Origin of the sequence: Acinetobacter sp. DSM 11652 (assembly GCF_900109815.1) — a bacterium.
Lineage (GTDB): Bacteria > Pseudomonadota > Gammaproteobacteria > Pseudomonadales > Moraxellaceae > Acinetobacter.
This window is the reverse complement of record NZ_FOBK01000003.1, coordinates 69,690-91,380: the sequence shown is the minus strand read 5'-3', so window position 1 is coordinate 91,380 and position 21,691 is coordinate 69,690. Positions and strand designations below refer to the sequence as shown.

General features: G+C 39.8%; 17 protein-coding genes. 8 read left to right on the top strand and 9 right to left on the bottom strand.

Translation table 11 applies throughout. From position 1 onward, the window contains the following. Positions 1-140: 140 nt before the first annotated feature. On the bottom strand, positions 141-923 hold the full coding sequence (locus tag BMW42_RS04095) for a putative porin (RefSeq protein WP_035265806.1): 783 nt from the start codon (positions 921-923) through the stop codon (positions 141-143). 289 nt (positions 924-1,212) lie between these two features. Then, positions 1,213-2,064, bottom strand: a complete 852-nt coding sequence (locus BMW42_RS04090; RefSeq protein ID WP_092766507.1) for a putative porin — start codon at positions 2,062-2,064, stop codon at positions 1,213-1,215. A 177-nt stretch (positions 2,065-2,241) separates the two neighbouring features. Between BMW42_RS04090 and prfB the strand changes: the two genes are divergently transcribed. The 5 genes from prfB to BMW42_RS04065 all read left to right on the top strand — a co-directional run bounded on the left by prfB (position 2,242) and on the right by BMW42_RS04065 (position 7,051). Then, positions 2,242-3,337, top strand: a protein-coding gene (gene prfB / locus BMW42_RS04085; RefSeq protein ID WP_143047395.1) for a peptide chain release factor 2 whose coding sequence is annotated in 2 segments (ribosomal slippage) — positions 2,242-2,313 and positions 2,315-3,337 — 1,095 coding nt in all. Because the reading frame shifts where the segments join, the coding sequence is not laid out codon by codon here. 216 nt (positions 3,338-3,553) lie between these two features. Then, a complete protein-coding gene (locus BMW42_RS04080; protein ID WP_035265803.1) occupies positions 3,554-3,856 on the top strand; it encodes an ArsR/SmtB family transcription factor in 303 nt (100 codons plus the stop codon). A gap of 26 nt (positions 3,857-3,882) precedes the next feature. After that, positions 3,883-4,947: an alkene reductase gene (locus BMW42_RS04075; RefSeq protein ID WP_035265802.1), complete on the top strand. Its 1,065-nt coding sequence runs from the start codon at positions 3,883-3,885 to the stop codon at positions 4,945-4,947. Between the two features lie 98 nt (positions 4,948-5,045). Next, a complete protein-coding gene (locus BMW42_RS04070) occupies positions 5,046-6,326 on the top strand; it encodes a 3-deoxy-D-manno-octulosonic acid transferase (protein WP_035265800.1) in 1,281 nt (426 codons plus the stop codon). Between the two features lie 11 nt (positions 6,327-6,337). Further along, the gene (locus tag BMW42_RS04065; RefSeq protein ID WP_092766506.1) at positions 6,338-7,051 is read left to right on the top strand and encodes a 16S rRNA (uracil(1498)-N(3))-methyltransferase; all 714 of its coding nucleotides are present in this window, start codon (positions 6,338-6,340) and stop codon (positions 7,049-7,051) included. Here BMW42_RS04065 and BMW42_RS04060 read toward each other — a convergent pair. After that, a complete protein-coding gene (locus tag BMW42_RS04060; protein WP_092766505.1) occupies positions 7,025-8,008 on the bottom strand; it encodes a mechanosensitive ion channel family protein in 984 nt (327 codons plus the stop codon). The genes BMW42_RS04065 and BMW42_RS04060 overlap by 27 nt on opposite strands. 453 nt (positions 8,009-8,461) lie before the next feature. On the opposite strand from BMW42_RS04060, the gene acs reads away from it, so the two are divergent. Together acs and BMW42_RS04050 are read left to right on the top strand one after the other, a co-directional pair. Beyond that, complete coding sequence (gene acs, locus BMW42_RS04055) at positions 8,462-10,405, top strand: acetate--CoA ligase (protein WP_092766504.1); 1,944 nt, start codon at positions 8,462-8,464, stop codon at positions 10,403-10,405. A 149-nt stretch (positions 10,406-10,554) separates the two neighbouring features. Beyond that, entirely contained in the window at positions 10,555-11,736 is a 1,182-nt protein-coding gene (locus BMW42_RS04050; RefSeq protein ID WP_092766503.1) for an acyl-CoA dehydrogenase family protein, read from the top strand. 44 nt (positions 11,737-11,780) lie between these two features. Here the strand turns inward: BMW42_RS04050 and BMW42_RS04045 are convergent, their stop codons facing one another. The 4 genes from BMW42_RS04045 to msuE form a co-directional block, all read right to left on the bottom strand. Beyond that, on the bottom strand, positions 11,781-12,395 hold the full coding sequence (locus BMW42_RS04045; RefSeq protein WP_092766502.1) for a riboflavin synthase subunit alpha: 615 nt from the start codon (positions 12,393-12,395) through the stop codon (positions 11,781-11,783). Between the two features lie 78 nt (positions 12,396-12,473). Beyond that, positions 12,474-13,622, bottom strand: coding sequence for an MFS transporter (locus BMW42_RS04040; protein WP_416224316.1), 1,149 nt, complete (start codon positions 13,620-13,622; stop codon positions 12,474-12,476). Between the two features lie 309 nt (positions 13,623-13,931). Then, the gene (gene sfnG / locus BMW42_RS04035) at positions 13,932-15,041 is read right to left on the bottom strand and encodes a dimethylsulfone monooxygenase SfnG (RefSeq protein ID WP_092766500.1); all 1,110 of its coding nucleotides are present in this window, start codon (positions 15,039-15,041) and stop codon (positions 13,932-13,934) included. A 29-nt stretch (positions 15,042-15,070) separates the two neighbouring features. Beyond that, entirely contained in the window at positions 15,071-15,808 is a 738-nt protein-coding gene (gene msuE, locus BMW42_RS04030) for an FMN reductase (protein ID WP_035265789.1), read from the bottom strand. 376 nt (positions 15,809-16,184) lie between these two features. Here msuE and BMW42_RS04025 point away from each other — a divergent pair, with 376 nt between their 5' ends. Next, positions 16,185-16,835: a response regulator gene (locus tag BMW42_RS04025; RefSeq protein ID WP_035265788.1), complete on the top strand. Its 651-nt coding sequence runs from the start codon at positions 16,185-16,187 to the stop codon at positions 16,833-16,835. A gap of 61 nt (positions 16,836-16,896) precedes the next feature. Here BMW42_RS04025 and BMW42_RS04020 read toward each other — a convergent pair whose 3' ends face one another. Next, on the bottom strand, positions 16,897-17,664 hold the full coding sequence (locus BMW42_RS04020) for a hypothetical protein (protein ID WP_092766499.1): 768 nt from the start codon (positions 17,662-17,664) through the stop codon (positions 16,897-16,899). Between the two features lie 425 nt (positions 17,665-18,089). After that, positions 18,090-21,581 (bottom strand): hybrid sensor histidine kinase/response regulator, encoded by a 3,492-nt coding sequence (locus BMW42_RS04010; protein WP_092766497.1) that lies wholly within the window; start codon positions 21,579-21,581, stop codon positions 18,090-18,092. Positions 21,582-21,691 lie beyond the last annotated feature (110 nt).

Genomic DNA, 21,691 nt, shown 5'->3' with positions numbered 1-21,691 from the left:
TTTTGTGACAGCTAGTTTCTATTGTAAGAACAAAAGGGGATGAGTCAATGTACATAAAATGACATTCCATCAGGTTTTTGCACAAAAAAAGCCCATCATTAAGATGGGCTTTTAAGAAACATTAAATCTTAATCAAGATATTAGAAGCGATATTTAGCAGCTAAACCGAATTTGTTGTAATCATTATTCGCAAGTTCACCAAAACCTACACGACCTTCTAAGCTGACTTGAGGTGTGAAGAATTTACGTGCGCTTACACCAAACTCGTTTGTATCTGCAGGACCAGTATCTTTACTATAGTAATCTACACCAACACTTAAAGTTTTATCGATGAAGTAATCAGCAGCTAGATTATATTCATCAAGGTCACCAAATGCAGCGCCAGCTTCTAAGTTGATATCTTTACCGTTAGACAATGTAGTTACATATTTAGCACGTAATGTTGGGTCAACACCATCATCATAGTCGTTATCGTAACCCTTAAGACCTGCTGCAATTAATAAGCCAGGTGCAGGCAAATAACCTACTTCAGCACCATAAACTGTCTCATCAAAATCAGGTCCAATATCAAATTTACGATCATCACGACCAACATTACCGCTTACATAAAAATCAGAATTAGGTACGAAGTATTCAACACCTACGCCGTATTGATGTCTTTCATCATCACCAACTTCGCTGTATTGGTATTTCGCATTTACATTACTTGCACGATCAAGGAATGCAGCTTCAGCTAGTGGAGCATTACGTGTTTGAACTGGTTGGAAATAATAAGTACCATCAACACCAAATGAACCACTTGTACTACCATTATCAGGATCGATAAGACCTGCAGAAGCACCTACTTCAGCTTGATATGCATTTGCAGTTCCAGTTACAGCTAAAGCAGAAAGAAGCGCAGACGCGATTGCTAATTTTTTCATGGATACTTCCCCTCAATAGAGTTAGTTGTTAATACATTTTTTGTTACAAGTTCAGTGTAGGGGAAAATCATGAAGGATCAATCAAGCAAAAGTAACAGTAATGTATCTTGTGTAATTTTTATGTAAAAATAAAACTTTAAATTATTGATTTTAAAAAATAAAAAATCATGTTAATTCATGTGAAAGATAAGGTGTTTTAGTCATTTTATGTTGCTTTTCAATATGAATTGTATGCAATTTGAACGAAAGTAGCAGTTTTGGCACTGCTACTTCCCCATGTTGAATGGAATTAGAATCGATATGTTCCGTTTATATTAAACTTATCTTCATCATCACTGAATCTTAAAATACTCCCAAGAGAGAGGTTATTATTGATAAAGTATTTGCCACGTAATTGGTATTCGTCTTTATGAATTTTACTAGTGCTATTCGTATCTCGCGTATAAGCACTACCTAGGCTTAAGCGTTGAGTTAAATAATAATCCCCACCAAATGTAATCGAATCAATATCATGTCCAAAGCTACCATCCAATTCTAAATTGAGATATTGACCATTTTGGTCTAATGGGGTGACATATTTGGCTTTTAAAGCAAAAGCATTTTCATCAAAGCCTTCACCTTTATAAGCATTAATACCTGCTGCTATCAGTAAATTTTGAATAGGAGTATAACCAACGAGAGCTCTATAGGTGGTTAGATCGAAACGCTGCTTAGCATGAGATGAACCGTTTAGTGAGCTTGAGCGTGACTCCACTTTATAATGTTGACGACCGACCTCACCTGTGAAGTACAGTTGATCAATATAATATTCTCCCCCTATTGAATAGCCGTGCAGCTCTTGTTTGCTTTGCACAACTGTTTCATTTATATACAATTTATCGTCTTTAATATGCTGAAAACTATATTTCGCTGAAACGCGATTATGGTGGCCAAGAAATGCAGCCTCATTAAGTGGTTTATTTTCAGTATCAACTGCTTTGAAGTAATAAGTACCTTCTGTTTCAAATACACCGTGATAATCAACCTTGAGACTATCATGGTCAAAATAGGTATATCCAGCATCAATTTGAGCTTGGTAGGCCATGGCTGAAGTTGTCAAAGGGAGGATGGCCAAAGCCAAATAGGTTTTGTTCATTTTCATAAGTCTCTGCTTATTGTTGTAAAAATAAAGTAAGTATTTTTTAATAATTAAATGTATTGTTAATAATAACTAAACAATGGTCAAGAGAATATTGAATAAAAAAGCAAACTCTCAAGTTTTACTTGGCTGTGTTAAAATATTGGCAATTTTGATATAGACATATTTAGGATCTACACCGTGGAAATTAATCCTTATCTTCTCCAGCTAAAAGACTTGAGCGAACGTGGTCAAACACTACGGGGGTATCTTTGACTACGATCTAAAGAAAGAGCGTTTAGAGGAGGTTCTCCGCGAACTTGAAGATCCAGCAATTTGGAATGATCAAAATCGTGCCCAAGCGATGGCGAAAGAAAAAGGTGAGCTCGAAAACGTTTTAAATGTTTTAGATGGTTTAGCAACACAACTTGATGATGCACAAGCGATGCTTGATCTTGCTGTAGAAGCGGATGAAGAAGAAATGCTTGCAGATGTTCAAGCAGAACTTGATTCAGCTGAGGCTGAATTGGCTAAACTTGAATTCAGACGTATGTTTAGTAATCCAATGGATCCAAATCCTTGCTATGTCGAAATTCAAGCGGGGTCAGGTGGTACTGAAGCTCAAGATTGGGCATCTATGCTATTACGTATGTACTTACGTTGGATTGAGCGTCATGGCTTTAAAGCTGAGTTAATGGAAGAATCTGACGGTGATGTGGCTGGGATTAAATCGGCAACAATTCGTGTAGAAGGCGAATATGCTTATGGTTGGTTACGTACTGAATCAGGTGTACATCGCTTAGTTCGTAAATCACCTTTTGACTCAGGCAACCGTCGTCACACTTCATTCTCAGCGGTTTTTGTGTCTCCAGAAATTGATGACAACATTGAAATTGAGATCAATCCAGCAGATGTCCGTACGGATACATACCGCGCTTCAGGTGCAGGTGGTCAGCACATTAACAAAACAGATTCTGCCGTGCGTTTAACCCATGCACCAACTGGAATTGTGGTGGCTTGTCAGAACCAGCGTTCACAACACGCTAACCGTGATCATGCTTGGAAACAGCTTCGTGCTAAATTGTACGAATTGGAAATGAATAAGCGTAATGAAGCAGCTCAAGCACTAGAAGATTCTAAATCGGATATTGGGTGGGGGAGCCAAATTCGATCTTATGTGTTGGATGATTCACGTATTAAGGACTTACGTACTGGCGTTGAAAACTCAAACACGGGTGCCGTGTTAGATGGTGATCTTGATAAATTTATTGAAGCTAGTTTGAAACAAGGGCTTTAATCATTTTTAAAAAAAAGCAGGGCAAAAGCCCTGCTTTTTTTTGTTCTAGCACGAAGCTTGCTAGATTAAATCAGTTCAATGTTAGAATCAGAATTATTCGGCACAGTCATTCATAAACTCGATTTGTTAAATATCGTAATAATTCGATATTAATATCTATAAAAATCGATATAATGAGTTCAGCACAGTGCAGATCATTAACTTGAGTGAAATGAGATGGATACTGAAGCAATTTTTAAAGCCTTATCGAACCCGATACGCCGCCAAATTTTACAATGTTTAAAAGATCCAGAGCGCTTTATTCCACAAGATGAGTGCGTGCAAGATTTTAGTCGTGGCGTATGTGCAGGACAGATTGAAAAAATTGCAGATGTATCTCAGTCAACCATGTCTAATCATTTATCTGTTTTACAACAAGCAGGTTTGGTTCATGTTACTAAGCATGGTCAATGGTCTTATTTTTCTCGTAATGAAGCACTGATAAAAAGTTTTGCAGAACACCTTCAACAATCACTCTAACGATAATGAGTGAAGAGGATAAATGAATGACTGATTTTAGTAGCCCAGTAGTCTTTGGTGAATTAAAGCTCAAAAATCGCGTGGTTATGGCACCTTTAACGCGTAGTCGTGCGACAGATGATCGTGTACCAACAGAAATGATGGCTGAGTATTATGCGCAACGTGCAAGTAGTGGATTAATTATCTCAGAAGCGACCGTAATTTCTGAGGAGGCGAATGGCTATTTAAATACGCCAGGATTATTCACTGATGCTCAAGTGGAAGGGTGGAAGAAAGTAACCCAAGCTGTTCATGACAAAGATGGCTTAATTGTCGCTCAGCTTTGGCATGTTGGACGTGTGTCACATCCAGATTTACTGAAGGGTGATATACCCGTTTCGGCGAGTGCTGTTCAACAAGCCGGACATGTCAGTTTGTTGCGTCCGAAACGTCCTTATGTCTTGCCACGTCCATTAGAAATTTCTGAAATTCACGCGATTACAGCGCAATATAAACAAGCAGCAATTCGTGCTAAAGAGGCAGGATTTGATGGTGTGGAATTGCATGCGGCGAATGGTTATTTAATTGATCAATTCTTGCAATCGAAAACCAATCAGCGTGAAGATGAATATGGCGGCTCGGTGGAAAATCGTGCGCGTTTCTTGTTAGAAGTCGTGGATGAGCTAATTGAAGTTTGGGGTGCTGGTCGAGTAGGTGTACATTTAGCTCCTCGTGGTGATGAACACGATATGGGTGATGATGATCCACGTGAAACTTTTGGTTATGTGTTAGAACAACTCGGTCAAAGACACATTGCATTTTTCTTTACACGTGAATATTTGGCAGAAGACAGTATTAGTCAAGAATTAAAAGCGCGTGGACAAGGTATTCCTTTTATTGCCAATATGCGTTTAAGTCGAGAGGATGCTTTACAACTTCTCACTTCAGGTCAAGCTGATGCAGTGTCTTTTGGTAAAGATTATATCGCCAATCCTGATTTATATGAGCGTTTGGTACAGAATGCTCCTTTGAATGAATTAAAGTTAGAAAATATGATCGGGACGAATGTGGCTGAAGGCTATATCGATTATCCTTTTTTACAAGGAAATTGAAATTTAAGATAAGTATTTGAACCGAAAAAATTCGCAGGGTATGATCTCAACTTCGTGGTCATGCCCTATTTTTTTAAGAAAGCTCGAGGTCTTACGTTTTGACAACTCCATTTTGGTATAATGCAGCATTGGCTTTATTAAAGCCAATTTATAAATGGCGTATAAAAAAGCGAGCAGACAATATTGAGCAATTTCATCAAGAGTGCTTAGAGCGCTTCGGTCCGTTTCAATCTCCAAAAAATCTTAATGCGATATGGTTTCATGTGGTTTCAGTTGGAGAAACCAATGCTGCACAACCTCTGATAGAACATTATTTAAAGCTTGGGTATGCTGTGTTGGTTACGAATACCACCAAAACAGGTCAGGCACGAGCTAAATCCTTATTTGCAAAAGCACCATATGTAGATCTTTTTCAAGCAGTATATTTACCTGCAGATCAAAAAAAATTAGTCAGTGCTTTTTTTAAAAAATATCAACCTAAAATGTTGGTTTTGGTTGAAACAGAACTATGGCCCAATTTAATTGATCAGGCGAAAATTAGTAAAATACCCACTTTTTTGGTGAACGCACGTTTATCTAAAAAGTCAGCAAAAGGATACGCCAAAGTACCAAGTATTACTCAGCCTATGCTCAGCGGTCTGACTCAACTTTTGGCTCAAGATGAAGCTTCACTCAATCGATTTAGGGCTTTAGGTGCTGCTACAGCGCATAGTCAAACAGTGGGTAGTATTAAGTTTGATATTCATGCGCCCGAAGAAATGCTATTGAAAGCGCAACAAATTCATCAAGATTGGGATTTGCAAGCACGCCAAATTATTACGATTGCAAGCACACATCATCCTGAAGAGAAAAATCTGTTATCTAAGTTTAAAGATTATGTACATGATCATCCTGCCGTCTTGCTGATTATTGTACCACGTCATCCAGAACGTTTTGATGAAGTTGCACAAGCCATTCAAAGTCATGAGTTAAAAATGCATCGACGTAGTTTAGGTGAAATCATTGAGGCTGATACACAAGTTTATCTTGCTGATAGTATGGGTGAAATGTGGATTTGGTATGCATTGAGCCAAGCAAGTTTTGTGGGTGGATCATTAAATGAACCTGGCGGTGGACATAATATCTTAGAGCCAATATCACTCAATGTCCCGACTGTGATTGGACCGAACTACTTTAACTTTCAAACCATTGTCGATGAATTTGTGGAAGAAAAAGGGATTCTAATCGGTCAAACTACGGAAGAGGTGGTGAATCATCTTATTCAGTGCTTATCTCAGGATGAAACGATTTTAGCAGTACAAAATCAGGCTCAACAGATCATGCAACGGAATACAGGGTCGTTGCAAAAACATATTCATGTCCTGAATCAATACCTTTAGTTTTTAAATATATGAATATTGTATTGCTTGATCCTGCATCAGCACAGGATGACCTCTGGACGATTCAATCAGCACGCCAAATTGAGCATCTGAAGCATCAACTTGATATTAAAATTGGAGATACTTTAAAGGTTGGTATTAGATGTGCTGGTCGATATACAGCTGAGGTCATAGAAATTTCTGAAAGGAAAATCTTAATTCAGCCACTTTATGAAGAGCCTGTGCCGAAGAAACTACCTGTAACGTTAATCGTTGCTATGCCTAGACCGAAAGTATTGAGACGATTGATTCAAGATGCTGTAACTCTAGGCGTAGAAAAAATCATTTTGCTGCACAGCTATCGGGTCGATAAAAGCTATTGGCAAACACCATTTTTACAGCAAATTGATCACTATGTTCAACTGGGCTTAGAGCAAGCGGGTGATACATGTCCACCTGAAATCGAAATATATAAACGCTTTAAACCTTTTGTGGAAGATGTTCTTCCTCAAATGATTTCCGTTGAACGACCAGCTTATGTAGCACATCCTTATGCAACCCAAAGTATGCCTCATGCGATTGAGCACCCGTGTACGATATTGATTGGGCCTGAAGGTGGTTATATTCCTTATGAGATTGATTTACTCATAAAAAACGGCTGCCAAGCTGTCAGCTTAGGCAACCGAATTATCCGTACTGAAACGGTGATTCCTTATGTGTTAGGTCGTCTGTTTAGCACGTGGTGACTCATCTTCTTGTGAAGAATCTCCGCGATAGACTTTAACCTCTTGAACTGGATATGGAATCGAAATTTCATGTTCAGCAAAAGCTTGAATCACTTTTTCTTGAACTAAACTGATAGATGTAGATGTCGCAGTTTCACCCGTATTCACCCACCAACGTACAGTGAGGTTGATTGAGAAATCAGCTAAGGCAGAGACATTCACGCTAAATCCAGGTTGACTGAGGATTTGTTGATCGTGGTCTAAAATACTCAAAATAATATCTTTCGCTTTTTGAACATCATCTTCGTAACCAATACCGACCACGAATTCACAACGACGACGTGGATAAGCTGTATTGACGGTCACTGCATTGGTATAGACCGTTGCATTGGGAATGACGATACGACGACCATCAGGTGAACGTAAGTAGGTTGCACGAATTTGAATATCTTCAACGGTCCCTTCTAAACCATTCACAATGATATCGTCGCCAATTTTGAAGGGTTCACCGAGTAGAATTAAGATACCAGAGAGCAGGTTTTGAAAAATATCTTTAAATGCAAAACCAATTGCGACAGATCCGATCCCCAGTGCACTCATCAGCTGTCCAGGTGTAAACCCTGGAATTGCAATAACCATCGCAATTAAGAAGCCAAAGAAAATAATAAAAGAGCTACCGACGCGGTTGAGGACGAGCACTAAATTTTGTTTGGTATATGAACGCTCTGAAAGTGCTTTTCTGACAAATAATTTGAACAGCTTAGACAACAACCAAAATAAGGTAAATACAATCAAAGCAATACAGATATAAGGGATTCGTTCCCAAAAGCCATCCATGATTTTATCAATGGTGGTATATGCATCATTGTATTTCGCAGTATGTGCAATGACGGTTTGAGCCGTTTTCTCACTTGCATCTTGTAGAAGTTGAGTCGTACCTTGAGCCACCTGACTCAAAGAATTTTGTTGTTCAGCCACGAGTGTTCCAAATGTATTGAATGTTTACATTTTGCCTGAAAATACAGTGAATAAAAATCACGTTCGCAGGTTTTATCGTCATTTTTATTCATTGAATAAACTGAAAATAACAAAAAAATTGCATGTTTTTATAAACATTCAGCACCTTGTCCAACAAAAAAATCGAAATGGTATTTATTGATAAAAAAATGGAGTTTTTTGACAACGACAGATTTTACTTGCTTAGGAATGATGATCAGCAATGATTCGGATCATTGATTGTTAGATATTTTAGGTTGTTCAATTGGCAAGAAGATACGGATAACTTTTGAAATAAATGAATGCTCAGTCTACGACCAAAGCATGATTGTTTGAAATTTTAAAGTATAGTCATACTCAAGATATAAGACAAAAAATGATCAGTATGATCAAGACAACTCTCGAGATGAGAAACATAAATCAAGGATGCGAATTATGAATGAAATATATCCAGTACCCGAAGTTTTTAAAAAAACTGCACGAACCAATGAAGAGCAATATTTCGAGCGGTATAAAGCATCTATTGAAAACCCCGAAGCATTTTGGACCGAAGCAGCCAAGAAACTAGACTGGATTAAGCCTTTTACACAAGTCAAAAATACCAACTTTGATAAAGAGAATTACAAAGTTGAATGGTTTGCAGATGGCCAATTAAATGTCAGTGAAAACTGTCTCGATCGACATTTAAAAGAACACCCACATAAACCTGCGATTATTTGGGAAGGTGATCATCCATCACGCCATAAAATTATTTCATTTGAAGAATTACACGATGAAGTTTGTCGTTTTGCCAATGTTCTCAAGAAGCATGGCGTGACCAAAGGCGACCGTGTTGTTCTGTATATGCCAATGGTCCCTGAAGCAGCCATTGCGATGTTGGCATGTACGCGTATTGGCGCAGTACATTGCGTGGTGTTTGGAGGTTTTTCACCAGATTCTTTAGCAAGTCGTATTGATGATAGCCAAGCAAAAGTCATCATTACAGCAGACTCGGGCATGCGGGGTGGTAAGCCAATTCCACTGAAAGAAAACGTTGATGCAGCGATGGAGCTTGAAGGGACGAGCTCTGTACAAAATGTCATTGTGGTGCATCGTACTGGTAACCCAATCACAATGCATGAAGGTCGTGACCTGTGGTATCACATGGAAATCATGACAGTCACAGATATCTGTCCACCTGAACCAATGAATTCAGAGGATCCGCTGTTTATTTTATATACTTCAGGCTCAACGGGTAAACCTAAAGGTGTGCTACATACTACAGGCGGTTATCTGACTTACGCGAACTTTACCTTTAGGGAAGTATTTGATTTAAAACAAGACGATATTTTCTGGTGTACCGCTGACGTCGGTTGGATTACTGGTCACTCTTATGTGTTGTATGGTCCGCTTTCAAATGGGACGACAACATTGATGTTTGAGGGTGTTCCACAATACCCAACTTGGGCACGCACTGGACATATTGTAGATAAGCACAACGTCACAATTTTATATACGGCACCAACGGCGATCCGAGCGATGATGCGTGAAGGTGATGCATTTATCCGTGAAAGTGACCGTAGTAGTTTACGCTTGTTGGGCTCCGTCGGTGAGCCAATTAATCCTGAAGCTTGGAACTGGTACTACACCGTAGTTGGTGAAAGTCGTTGTCCAATTGTAGATACATGGTGGCAAACTGAAACAGGTGGCTTTATGATTTCGCCTTTACCGGGCGCAACTGCACTTAAACCTGGTTCTGCAACACGTCCATTCTTTGGTGTACAACCTGCTTTGGTTGATGCTGATGGTAAAGAGCTAGAAGGAGAGGCTGAAGGTAATTTGGTGATCAAAGATTCTTGGCCAGGACAAATGCGTACCATTTGGGGTGATCCAGATCGTTTTATCGAGGCATATTTCTCAACTTATCCAGGGAATTATTTCACGGGAGATGGTGCACGCCGTGATAAAGATGGTTATTACTGGATTACGGGGCGAGTGGATGATGTTCTGAACGTTTCGGGACACCGCTTGGGGACTGCAGAAATTGAAAGTGCATTGGTTGCACATGAACATGTTGCAGAAGCAGCCGTTGTGGGTATGCCACATGACGTCAAAGGTCAAGGGATTGCAGCCTATGTAACTTTACAGGCAGATACGCCAGAGTCAGAAGAGCTCAGGAAAGAGCTAGTAGGTTGGGTAAGAAAAGTTTTAGGACCTGTGGCTACACCAGATGCAATTTATTGGGCGCCAGCATTACCCAAAACACGTTCAGGCAAGATTATGCGCCGAATTTTGAGAAAAATTGCCGCTAATGAGCTAGATAGTTTGGGCGATACCTCAACTTTGGCAGATCCACAGGTCGTGGATCAATTAATTGCTGAAGTGAAATCACAGCAGTAATCCCGATTAAACAGACGAAGTCATGTTTTAAATACCGTTAGTTCAACTAGCGGTATTTTTAGTTCAGTGATAAGAAAAGCAGGCATTGTGATAAGTCAAATCATGTTGATCTGCTAAGCTTATCAGCAGATGCGATACGGAATATAACAATGAATTCTCCCCTAAATTTTAACCCTGAAACGCCACTTGAGACTGCGCAAATACTTGCATCTGAGTTTGCGAAGACCGCAGCAGAACGTGACAAACAGGGTGGAAATCCAAAGGCTCAGCGAGATCTAATTCGACAAAGTGGTTTGTTGTCTTTATCTATTCCAAAAGAATTTGGTGGGCAAGGTGCAACTTGGAGCACGATTTTTAAAACCATTCAAACCATTGCTCAAGTCGATAGTTCGCTTGCGCATGTATATGGCTTTCATCATTTGCTTATAGCGACGGTACAAATTTTTGCACAGCCAGCTCAATATGGAGATTGGTTTATACAAACAGCCAAACATAGCTTATTTTGGGGTAATACGTTAAATCCATTAGATCGTAGAACAACCGCGAAACAAGTTTCTGATGAAGAATTTATCTTCCATGGTGATAAAAGTTTTTGTTCTGGATCAATTGATTCAGATATCTTGCTCTGTTCGGGATTTAATGAAGATGGAAAGTTACTGATTGGCGTGATTCCAACAGCACGAGAGGGCGTGAGCTTTCTTGGAGATTGGAATAATATGGGGCAACGTCAAACGGATAGTGGTACCAGTCATTTTGAACAGGTCAAAATTCGCAAGGATGAATTACTCCTCAATCCCGGTCCTTTAAGTACACCTTATTCAAGTTTGAGACCGCTAATTGCTCAACTGATTTTCGTGCATTTATTTTTAGGTGTTGCTGAGGGAGCGTTCAATGTTGCGAAAGAGACAGTTCAAACACAAAAAGCTTGGTCGAAATCACTGGTTGAACAAGCGGTGAATGATCCATTTACCCAAAAGCATTTCGCCGAATTTTATGTGCAACTTGAAGGTGTGCGCTTGCTCGCGGAAAAAGCGATCAATACATTACAAAAGGCGTGGGATGAAGGGGAAACATTAACTGCGGAGCAACGTGGTGAAGCCTCAATTGCAATCGCCACCGCCAAAATCGCAGCGACTCATACTTCACTTTATGTGACACAAAATATTTTTCAAGTGATGGGTGCACGCTCGACTACTGCAAAACTGAATTTAGATCGATTCTGGCGTAATGTACGAACCCAAACCCTGCATGATCCAATTGATTATAAATATCAGGAAGTCGGAGAGTGGGCATTAACTGGAAAAGTTCCAGATCCGAGTTTCTACTCTTAGATGGAATTGATTATGAAAAGAGCCTCTATCGTAGAGGCTTTTATTTATTTTTGATGAATATTTTCTAAAGTATCGACAAGCGTACGTGTCATCTGATCAATTTCGTAATTGACTTGATCGCCGACTTGAACATATTTCCATGTGGTTAAGCGTAAAGTTTCTGGAATAAGATCGATTGAGATTTGATTGTTTGCACGATCAACCCGATTGACTGTCAAACTGCAGCCATTTAAACCGATAAAGCCCTTTAAGAAGAAATATTTGATATTGCCATTTGGAATTTCAAGGTCGATATGAAACGTTTCACCATTTTTGGTTAAATGCTTTACGGTTGCAGTGCCTTCAATATGACCATATAAATTATGCCCACCATTCTCAGCACCTACTTTAGCGGAGCGTTCAATGTTGACCTCATCACCGACGTTGAGTTGACCTAAAGTGGTTAATTCAAGTGTCAGATTTGAAACATCAAAATGCACTTGACCAGCGATCAGATCAATTTGTGTAGCGGTTAAGCAAACACCATTAATAGCAACACTGGCGCCGATAAATACATCATGAAAAAGATTGAGCGCATTAGAAATAACAAAAGTCCGATATCCCTCTTTATGCTGTATATCTAATACTTTTTCTAACCCTTGCACGATACCTGTATACATAATAAACCTTTGCCTAAAAATAAATCTTAATTGCTTTTAATCCTAACTGAGATCGTAGCGATGATCATCTTATGCAGATCAATTGGTTCTAGGTAAAAAGAAGGTCAATAAACCCAGTAGTGGTAAGTATGAGCTAAAGTGAAATACCCAACGAATACCTTGATGATCTGCCACATAGCCCAAAGCTGCTGCCGCGATACCGCTGATCCCAAACATCAAACCAAACATCAAACCAGAGACCATGCCGACACGACCTGGCATCGCTTCTTGTGCATATACAACCATTGCTGAAAATGCGGAAGACATAATCAATCCAGCAAGAATCGCAAAGATACACGTCCACATCAAATTCACATGTGGCATGAGTAATGCAAAGGGTGTCATGCTAATGAAGGAAATCCAAATGACAGCTTTACGACCTATTTTGTCACCGATAGGGCCGCCAGCAAAAGTACCGATTGCGACTGCGGCTAAAAAAGCAAATAAATAAAGCTGAGCCTGTTGAATACTGACCTGAAACTTTTCGATCAAATAGAAGGTATAGTAATTTCCAATACTTGCAATGTACGTGAATTTTGCAAACATTAACGCACAGATAATCACAATTCCCTGTACAAGTTTAGAACCTTTCAACGGTGTTGATTGCTTGGCTTTTACTGCTGAAGCAGCTTGAACACCATATTGAATGGTCCATCGACTGATTCTGTAAAGCAGATAAATAGCGAAAATGGCAAATATCATGAGCCAAGCAACTGAGGCTTGGCCGTTCGGTACAATGATTGCTGCGGCCAACAGTGGCCCAACGGCAGAGCCGCTATTACCACCCACTTGAAAAGCGGATTGAGCAGTTCCGAAGCGACCACCTGATGCTGTTCTCGCTACTCGTGAGGCTTCTGGGTGAAAGGCAGATGAGCCCAGACCGATGAGTGCTGCTGAAATCAGTAAGATTTGAAAAGTCCATGCAAATGCCAGCAGAACGATACCTAGCAGTGTAACGCACATACCCAAAGGGAGGAGGTAGGGCTTAGGATGCTTATCAGTGTAGAGTCCAACCCAAGGTTGCAGAATAGATGCAGTCATTTGATAGACCAAAGAAATAATCCCGATTTGGGTAAAGCTTAAGTCAAAATTGAGTTTCAGCATGGGATAAATGGCAGGTAAGCAAGACTGGATCAGATCATGTAATCCATGCGCTAATGCAATAGCGAAAATAATATGAACCGCCATTTTATTTGCTGAAATACTAGAGGAATTATTTGAATGTTCTATTGATTGAATTGAACCCATAAGGCTGTGCTGTCTTCATTTTTGAGGTGATTATAACCGTGTAACAGCGGAACAATGTACGATTTATTCAATTTTCGATGTACTGTTGCTGATCAGATTATATGAACTATCCAATAAAAAGCCCCCCAAGCCGAGCCTTGGGGGTTAAGTTGCTACTGCATGACGCTATTATTATAGTTATCAGGGTCAAAACAAGATTGAACAAAGCGCTGATTTCATTCAGATCGTTGTTGAATAATCGAAGACCAATTAAGCTGATTTAGCGGTGATGTGTTGTTGCTGTTCAGCTTCGAGTTTTCGAACTAAAGGCAGTACTTTTTCACCAAAATATTCAACTTCCTCTATAAAATGTAAGAAGCCAGATAAGATCAGATCCACACCAACTGATTTTAATTCAACGATACGTTCAGCAATTTGTTGCGGTGTACCGATGAGATTTGTTCTGAACCCGTCGTTGTATTGGACAAGATCTTCAAATGTTGATTTTGCCCAGTTACCTTCACCTTCTTGAGTTGCGGCACCTGCTTCACGAGTTGCATCACCAAAAGCATTGACTGCTTCTACATTTGCATTGTCAATGATTTCTTGAAGTACAGCTTTTGCTTCCTCTTCAGTATCGCGAGCAATGATAAAGGCATTCACCCCAATTTTGACTTGATGTTGATTCAGCTTGGCTTTTTCACGGATGTCATCAATCTGCTTTTTAATTTCAGCAGGCGTATTTCCATTGGTGAAATACCAATCAGAAACACGAGATGCCATATCACGTGCGGCACGCGAGCTACCCCCTTGGAAAATTTCAATATGTGGGCTTTGAACAGGTTTTGGCTTCAAGGTGTAGTCTTTAAATTGATAATATTTTCCATCAAAACTAAAGTTATCCTGCGTCCAAATGCCTTTTAAGCTACGAATAAACTCCTCTGAACGTGCATATCGTTGATCGTGTTCAGGCCATTCTTCACCGATGGCATCAAATTCACCACGGAACCATCCGCTCACAACATTAATAGCGATACGACCATTGGTTAAATGATCAATTGTCGCGAGCTGTTTAGCCGCCAGCGCGGGTTTCCAAGGGCCTGGTAAAATTGCTGCGATTACACGTAATTTTTCAGTTTTTGCCAATAAGCCATGACTAAAGCTTACAGATTCATGCTGATTCTCCGCACCGTATCCTGCCGTGAATCGAATCTGTGTCAAAGCATATTCAAATCCACTTTTTTCAGCAGCTTGCGCGAGTCGAACATTGTAGTCGTAGCTCCAGTCTGTTCGTTGTTCAACATTACTGACGACAAGACCACCACTGACATTTGGAACCCAATAGGCAAATTTAATCGCTTGTTTTTGTGCATTAGACATGGCTTATACCCTCATTGATTCAATTATATTTATGCCACTTCAATTTTTGGGGCAGCATTATTCTTGTGATGCAAGCGTGACTCTGCTGCATCTAAACTTGGTACTGCTGCTGAAGGTAATACTTCTTCTTGTTCAATTTGTTTGTTAATGCCCAAGTTCTGATTGGCTTGTTGGGTTTTATCTTTCACAACCTCAGCACGTTTACCTTTGGCTGGTGCCCACTCTAAAATTGGTAAAGCACGAGCAATGGCTAAGGTAATGCGCGCACGTAATAGTTCACTGTGAATGGTGTATTCAGGCGTAAAATCACGATCAGTTGCATAAACGCCAATTGGCAAAGTCTGTGCTTGGAAGAAGCTAAATAAAGGACGCAATTGATGCTCAAGTACCAAGGCATGGCGATCACTGCCCCCTGATGCAGCAAGTAATACAGGAACATCTACCAGCGCAGTTTGTTCTACAAAGTCAAAGAAATGTTTAAATAAACCTGTGAAAGATGCGCGATATACGGGCGTTCCCACAATCAACGCATCCGCGGCTTCAACAGCAGCAAGATCATCTTGAACACGTTGCGGCAGCTGATTGCGATAAATGGCACCACCTAATAAATGACCGATTTCGCTAAATTTAATAAAATGCACATTAATAGGTGTTGCTTCACCTAACTCATCCAAAATCGCTTGAACAAGCGCTTCAGTTTTTGAAGGATTATTTAGACCGCCAGAGACAGCAACGATATTTAATGGTTTTTGTTGAGCAGTAGACATAGTACAAACCTAAAAATTTAAAATTAATCTCGGATGCACTATTTATGTGGATTTATGCTTATTCTGTAAAATAAGCAAAATAAGAATAAATATCATTTTTGCGTATATGGCGATAATTTAATCTTTTTGAGATACAAATAAGTGATAAATAACTGAATAAACGTATATTTATGATTATGAATAAGCTATTTCAATATTTGAATAAATTTTATATTTAAAAGTGATGTGCTTATCGAATTTTCAAAATTACATAAAAAAATCGCGTTTGTAAGATTTAGCCCGACATTTTCTGCAAAAATTCGTTAATATTTATATATCCTTAACAGCTATAGCACAGTTAGTATATTGATTGTGTTTGAGATCTCTCGCCTCGCTTATGAATATTTTAATCGTTGATGATCATCCACTGTTTCGTCATGCTTTAATTCAAGCAGTTCGTTACAGCTTACCGCAAGCCCAAATCCATGAAACAGCTGCTGTTAATGAATTTTATGAACGTTTAGAAAAAGGTCCTGAACCAGATTTAGTGCTTTTAGATTTGAATCTTCCAGGTGCATCAGGCTTCTCAGCGTTGGTGCATGTGCGTGCACAGTATCCATCGTTACCAATTATTGTCGTATCGGCGCATGAAGAAGTTTCAATTATTCAACGCTCGATTGCACATGGTGCAATGGGCTATATTCCAAAATCAGCGCATCCAAGTCACATTGGTGAAGCGATTCGTCAGGTATTAGAAGGGGATATGTGGTTACCGCCAAATCTGCCTGCGAATTTAAACTTTGATCCACGTGCTGCAGATGAAACAGCTTTAGCAGAACGTATTCAATCTCTAACACCACAACAATTCCGAGTGTTAATGATGGTTGCAGAAGGTTTGTTGAATAAACAGATCGCATACGAACTTGATGTTTCTGAAGCAACGATTAAAGCGCATGTGACCGCGATTTTCCGTAAATTAGGCGTTCAAAATCGTACTCAGGCTGTATTAGCGATTAATGCATTAAACATCGAAGAAAAACGTGTTTAATTGATTCCTAGATTTGAAAAAAAGACCTAATCAAAGGTCTTTTTTTCGATGCGTATCTACTTTAGGCTAAACAGTCCTGTTTAGGTGTCAACTCATTACAATACAGAGGATTGAGTGCACATTGAAGTTCATCAATTTGGTCTTGAGTTACATAGCCCTTGCGTTTTAAATATTCTGCAACGCGATCATCTCTAAGACTTAAAAAAGCGGCATCATAAACTTTCAGATCAACAAAGAGTGCAGCCGTTTCAAGTCCATTAAAACGATCTAAAAACACCTCATTGCCATACATGAGAAAAATATGATCGAAATCTGCATATGCATCGATGCCCAGTTGTTCTGCGAGTGCAAGCGGCGATGTTTTGATAAAGAGTAAATCTGAAATTTCATCAAACTGCGTGGTATCAAGCGTATTTTCACCAGTTTTCACTTTACCAAGCCAAGCTTTAAAGACCAAAACGGCACCACCACGCAACAACATACTCCACACTTGATGACGCGTATGTTCATCTAAATCTCGGCATTCTGATGCTAAACGTTGAATAAGTTGATTTTCTTGTTGTGCCAGTTTATCAAATAAACCTAAGCCTTGAGGGTGATAAGCTGCTGGTGTAAATACATCAAATTTTAATTGTTCAAAAACCTGTAAAGCCAAAGGTACTGCAGTTTGGTAAATCTGTTCCAAGGCACGTACATGTACATTTTTTAAGGATGTAGATGGAAAAATTTCTTGCCACTTGATTTCAGGCAAAATTGCATTGGCACCATATTGGCGATGAAATTCGTGATTACGATCTAAACCATGTGGCATAGCTTCTGAAATGTTCATTGCAAGACTCCATTTGATACTTTTATTCTCGAGAAAATTTGAGGCACTTTGATTTCTTTAATCGAAAGAAGATGTGCTGATGGCTAGATTTAGAATTATGTTGATTGCAATAAGAATAAGACTAAAGTATTAATTTTTATTTGATGAGTAAATTTGTCATCTAAAAACATGATGTTAGTAAACTTGTAACTATTTGTTTTAAATGATATTTCAACTTTTGATGTGTTTTGCCATAGAAAATCGGACTTTGATTTTTTTGGTCAATTGCCAATGCTCTTTTTAGCTTTATTTTGTTCTCTTTTGCCACCTCTAAAGCTGAGATCTGCCAATCATTGTAAAGTACGGTGTGAATATGTATAAAAATCACCCAGCTTTTCTTGGAAAAACTGGGTGATGAATGTATCAAAATATGACTATTTCGAATCTTATTTTGAAATTTTTAAACCTGATAACCATGAACGTAGTGAGGCAGGTTTGAGAGGTTTTTTCAGTAGGACAATATTCAGCTCTTTGAGTCGTTGAGGAAGCTCAGGATCTGAATCAGCTGTAATCAATGCTACAGGTACATTTTCTTGACGATGGTCTACAATAAAATCTAATCCTATTTTATTTGAATTCAGGTGTTGATCGACCAACCAAACTTGAATGTTCTCTTGTTGAATAATCTCAAGCGCTTGTTCAGGTTCTGTGGCTTTAAACACTTGATAACCCCATTTAGTAAGCAAAGTTGCCATGCCTTCTAAAATAGTTTCATCATTGTCTAAACATAAAATTTTATACGCTGCAGATTTTAATGGTGTGGCTTGAACTGGTGCGGTCACAACCTTTGGTGCATCGATGAGTGGGACTTCAATCATAAAACATGAACCCTTACCCAACTCGGAATACACATGCACAGGATAACCCAACATACTGGTCATTCTCTGAACGATGGCGAGTCCAAGACCTAAACCTTGTTCACCCCATGGCGAGGTATGTCCGCAACGTTCAAACTCTTGGAAGAGTTTAATACGTTGTTGTTCAGCAATCCCTGGACCAGTATCCCAAACACCAATACGAATATGATTCGCTCTTTCTGCTGAACGTAACACCCCAACAATTACACGACCTTTTGCTGTGTATCTTAGGGCATTACTGACAAAGTTTTGAATAATACGGCGAATCCATTGAGGATCTGTATCAATCCAGAACTTCACGTCATGCACTCGGAAGGAGATCGCTCGTTGTGCTGCAATTGATTTAAATTGTAGTTCTAAGTCACTCAATAGGTCATGTAATGGATAGGCTTGTCGTTTAGGTTGTATTGTTCCACCTTCTAAACGTGCAATGTCTAATAATGCAGAAAGCATACTCTCTGCACCATGTAAGGCACGGTCGAGTTGCTGTAGCGTTTTAGCATCTTCTTCATTTTGAATGCTTTGTTCTAATGCCGTACTGAATAACCGTGCAGCGTGCATAGGTTGAAGTAAATCATGACTTGCTGCAGCAATGAATCGACTTTTTGACATATTGGCTTTGTCAGCTTGTTCACGTGCCAATTGTTGTTCTGCCAAGGCATTGGCAAGTTGTTGAGTACGATCTTGAACGCGTCCTTCAAGTAGTGCTTCAGTTTCTCGGAATGCCGTGATATCAGCAAATGTCGTCACGAAGCCACCGCCTTCGATTGGATTTCCTCGCATTTGGATAACACGACCATCTTTTCGAATACGTTCGAACTCATGAGCGCTACCTACTTTCATCCAATGAATACGTTTACGTACGTGCTCTTCAACGGAACCAGGTCCACATTCACCGCGCTCTGCGTTGTATCGGATCAAGTCTGCAATTGGGCAGCCCACATATACCAAATCTTTTGGATAATCGAATAAAACGAGATATTGATTATTCCATGCGACTAAACACATGTTTTCATCGACAACACTTACCCCTTGGGTCATGTGGTCGATCATGGTCATAATTAGATTTTGGTTAAAGCGTTGCCATTGTGATGCTTGATCTAGAATATTAGCGACCTGTCCAAGTGCTAATCCATTGTTAACCATGGCTGTAGTGAGTAGGGTACGTGCCGATGCAGCTCCAATTGTGCCAGCAAGATATTGTTCAGTGAAACGCCACCACATCCCATTGGCACTGCTGTTTTCGTTTAATATCACATTATTGGATAAGCAGAATTGATTAAACGCATGCATGGTCGGACCTTCACCCGTAATCCGTTTGGCAAGCGTGATCAGGTCACCCACTTTTAATCGTGCGACATCATGATGTAAATAATTAACTTCATTTGAGGTTTGTTGCGTTTGTAGGGGTTTTGTTTCGTAATAGAAGAAACTTTCTGCCTGTATTTGCTCAGCAATACTTGGACGATAAATTCGTGAGATCCAGATGTAGAGCACGATATTTAAGCCAAGTGACCAAATTACACCATGTGTTAATGGCGCAAATGATTCAAAACCAAGTAATGCTTCAGGCTTTAATAAGTCAAATCCCAGAGGGCCAAACATCAGAAACGAATAAGTAAATTGATAATATTCATCTGGTAAACTTCTTAAAATTGTTGGTAAGAGCAGTGTGTAACTCCACATCACAAAACCAACGATGAGACCTGCATAGACCCCTTGTTTACTTCCACCACGCCAGTACAACCCCCCAATAAGTGCAGGTGCAAACTGTGCAACAGCACTAAATGCCAAAAGACCAAATACTGACAGCTGATCAATGTCATTAAAGAAATGGAAGAATAAGAATCCAAGTAGCATGACCGCCAAAATACATACGCGACGTGTGAATTTCAGCATTCGAGGTAAACGCTTGTCATGACGAGAAATCCAACCCAAACGCCATAGCGCAGGCATAATCAAGTCGTTACTGAGCATGATTGAGAGTGCGACTGAAGAGACTAAAAGCATACCAGTTGAAGCCGAAAATCCTCCAAGGAATGCTAAGAGCGTCAGCCATTCTTGGTTATAGCTCAAAGGCAGTGACAGCACGGCAACATCAGGGACTGCCATGTATTCTGGTGCAGCATGAAGTGCCCAACTTGCAATCGGAATAATCGCGACAACGGTTAAAATGATGTAAGCGGCAAACCATCTGCGCGCACCACGAATATGTTTTTCATCACGTAATTCAACTACAGCAACATGAAACTGGCGTGGCAAACATATAATCGCTAATGCTGCTAAAAGTGTTTGAATCCAAAAGGTATCTGGCACGCCCATCAGTTGAATTTCATGGAAGGTTTTGGATACGTCTGCGGAAACTTGAATGAGGTTTTCGGGGCGTTCAAATAAAAAGAAAAAAGCGACACAGAGGAGTGCAAATAATTTAACAAAGGATTCAAAAGCGACTGCCAGCATTAAACCGCCATGCTGTTCGGTGTTGGCAATCTGACGTGTACCAAACATCATAGCCAAAATTGCGAGAACCCCTGTAAGTGCAAGAACACCATTGGTGGTCAGATTCATCACTTCTGAATCTTGTTGCAACATCACGGATGCACTGAGTGCAATGGCTCTCAGTTGTAAGGCAAGATAAGGAGTGATGGCGATCACGGCTAAAATGGTGACGAGTGAGGCGAGAGGTCCGCTTTTGCCATAACGTGCTGCCACAAAGTCAGCAATTGAGGAAATAGCATGGTGCTGACGTACTCGACCTAAGCGACGCCAAATATCATAACCAAACCAGACAAACAGAAGTGGGCCTAAGTAGATTGGAAGGAAAATGATCCCTTCACGAACAGCAGCACCCGTTGCGCCGTAGAATGTCCAAGACGAACAGTACACGCCTAAGGTCAAACTAAACAATAACATGCGTCCACGTGGGCTGAGCCGACTGGCATGTTTTTCACCAAAAAAGGCGCAAATAAAAAGGATGAGGATGTAGAGGGCGAGTACCCCAATAATCAACCAACTGTTCATAGGACTTACACTTGAGAATCTCGTGTAATGATAACGCATCCATGAACTGTCACGTTCAAATTGATCAAAATTTAGCGACCAAAGTCTAAATTACAACCAATGCAAAATCT

Excerpts from the sequence above, each read along its gene's own strand:
- BMW42_RS04095 (WP_035265806.1), bottom strand. The coding sequence starts at position 923 with ATGAAAAAATTAGCAATCGCGTCTGCGCTTCTTTCTGCTTTAGCTGTA.
- BMW42_RS04090 (WP_092766507.1), bottom strand. The coding sequence starts at position 2,064 with ATGAAAATGAACAAAACCTATTTGGCTTTGGCCATCCTCCCTTTGACA.
- BMW42_RS04080 (WP_035265803.1), top strand. The coding sequence starts at position 3,554 with ATGGATACTGAAGCAATTTTTAAAGCCTTATCGAACCCGATACGCCGC.
- BMW42_RS04075 (WP_035265802.1), top strand. The coding sequence starts at position 3,883 with ATGACTGATTTTAGTAGCCCAGTAGTCTTTGGTGAATTAAAGCTCAAA.
- BMW42_RS04065 (WP_092766506.1), top strand. The coding sequence starts at position 6,338 with ATGAATATTGTATTGCTTGATCCTGCATCAGCACAGGATGACCTCTGG.
- acs (WP_092766504.1), top strand. The coding sequence starts at position 8,462 with ATGAATGAAATATATCCAGTACCCGAAGTTTTTAAAAAAACTGCACGA.
- BMW42_RS04050 (WP_092766503.1), top strand. The coding sequence starts at position 10,555 with ATGAATTCTCCCCTAAATTTTAACCCTGAAACGCCACTTGAGACTGCG.
- BMW42_RS04045 (WP_092766502.1), bottom strand. The coding sequence starts at position 12,395 with ATGTATACAGGTATCGTGCAAGGGTTAGAAAAAGTATTAGATATACAG.
- BMW42_RS04040 (WP_416224316.1), bottom strand. The coding sequence starts at position 13,622 with ATGGCGGTTCATATTATTTTCGCTATTGCATTAGCGCATGGATTACAT.
- sfnG (WP_092766500.1), bottom strand. The coding sequence starts at position 15,041 with ATGTCTAATGCACAAAAACAAGCGATTAAATTTGCCTATTGGGTTCCA.
- msuE (WP_035265789.1), bottom strand. The coding sequence starts at position 15,808 with ATGTCTACTGCTCAACAAAAACCATTAAATATCGTTGCTGTCTCTGGC.
- BMW42_RS04025 (WP_035265788.1), top strand. The coding sequence starts at position 16,185 with ATGAATATTTTAATCGTTGATGATCATCCACTGTTTCGTCATGCTTTA.
- BMW42_RS04020 (WP_092766499.1), bottom strand. The coding sequence starts at position 17,664 with ATGAACATTTCAGAAGCTATGCCACATGGTTTAGATCGTAATCACGAA.
- BMW42_RS04010 (WP_092766497.1), bottom strand. The coding sequence starts at position 21,581 with ATGAACAGTTGGTTGATTATTGGGGTACTCGCCCTCTACATCCTCATC.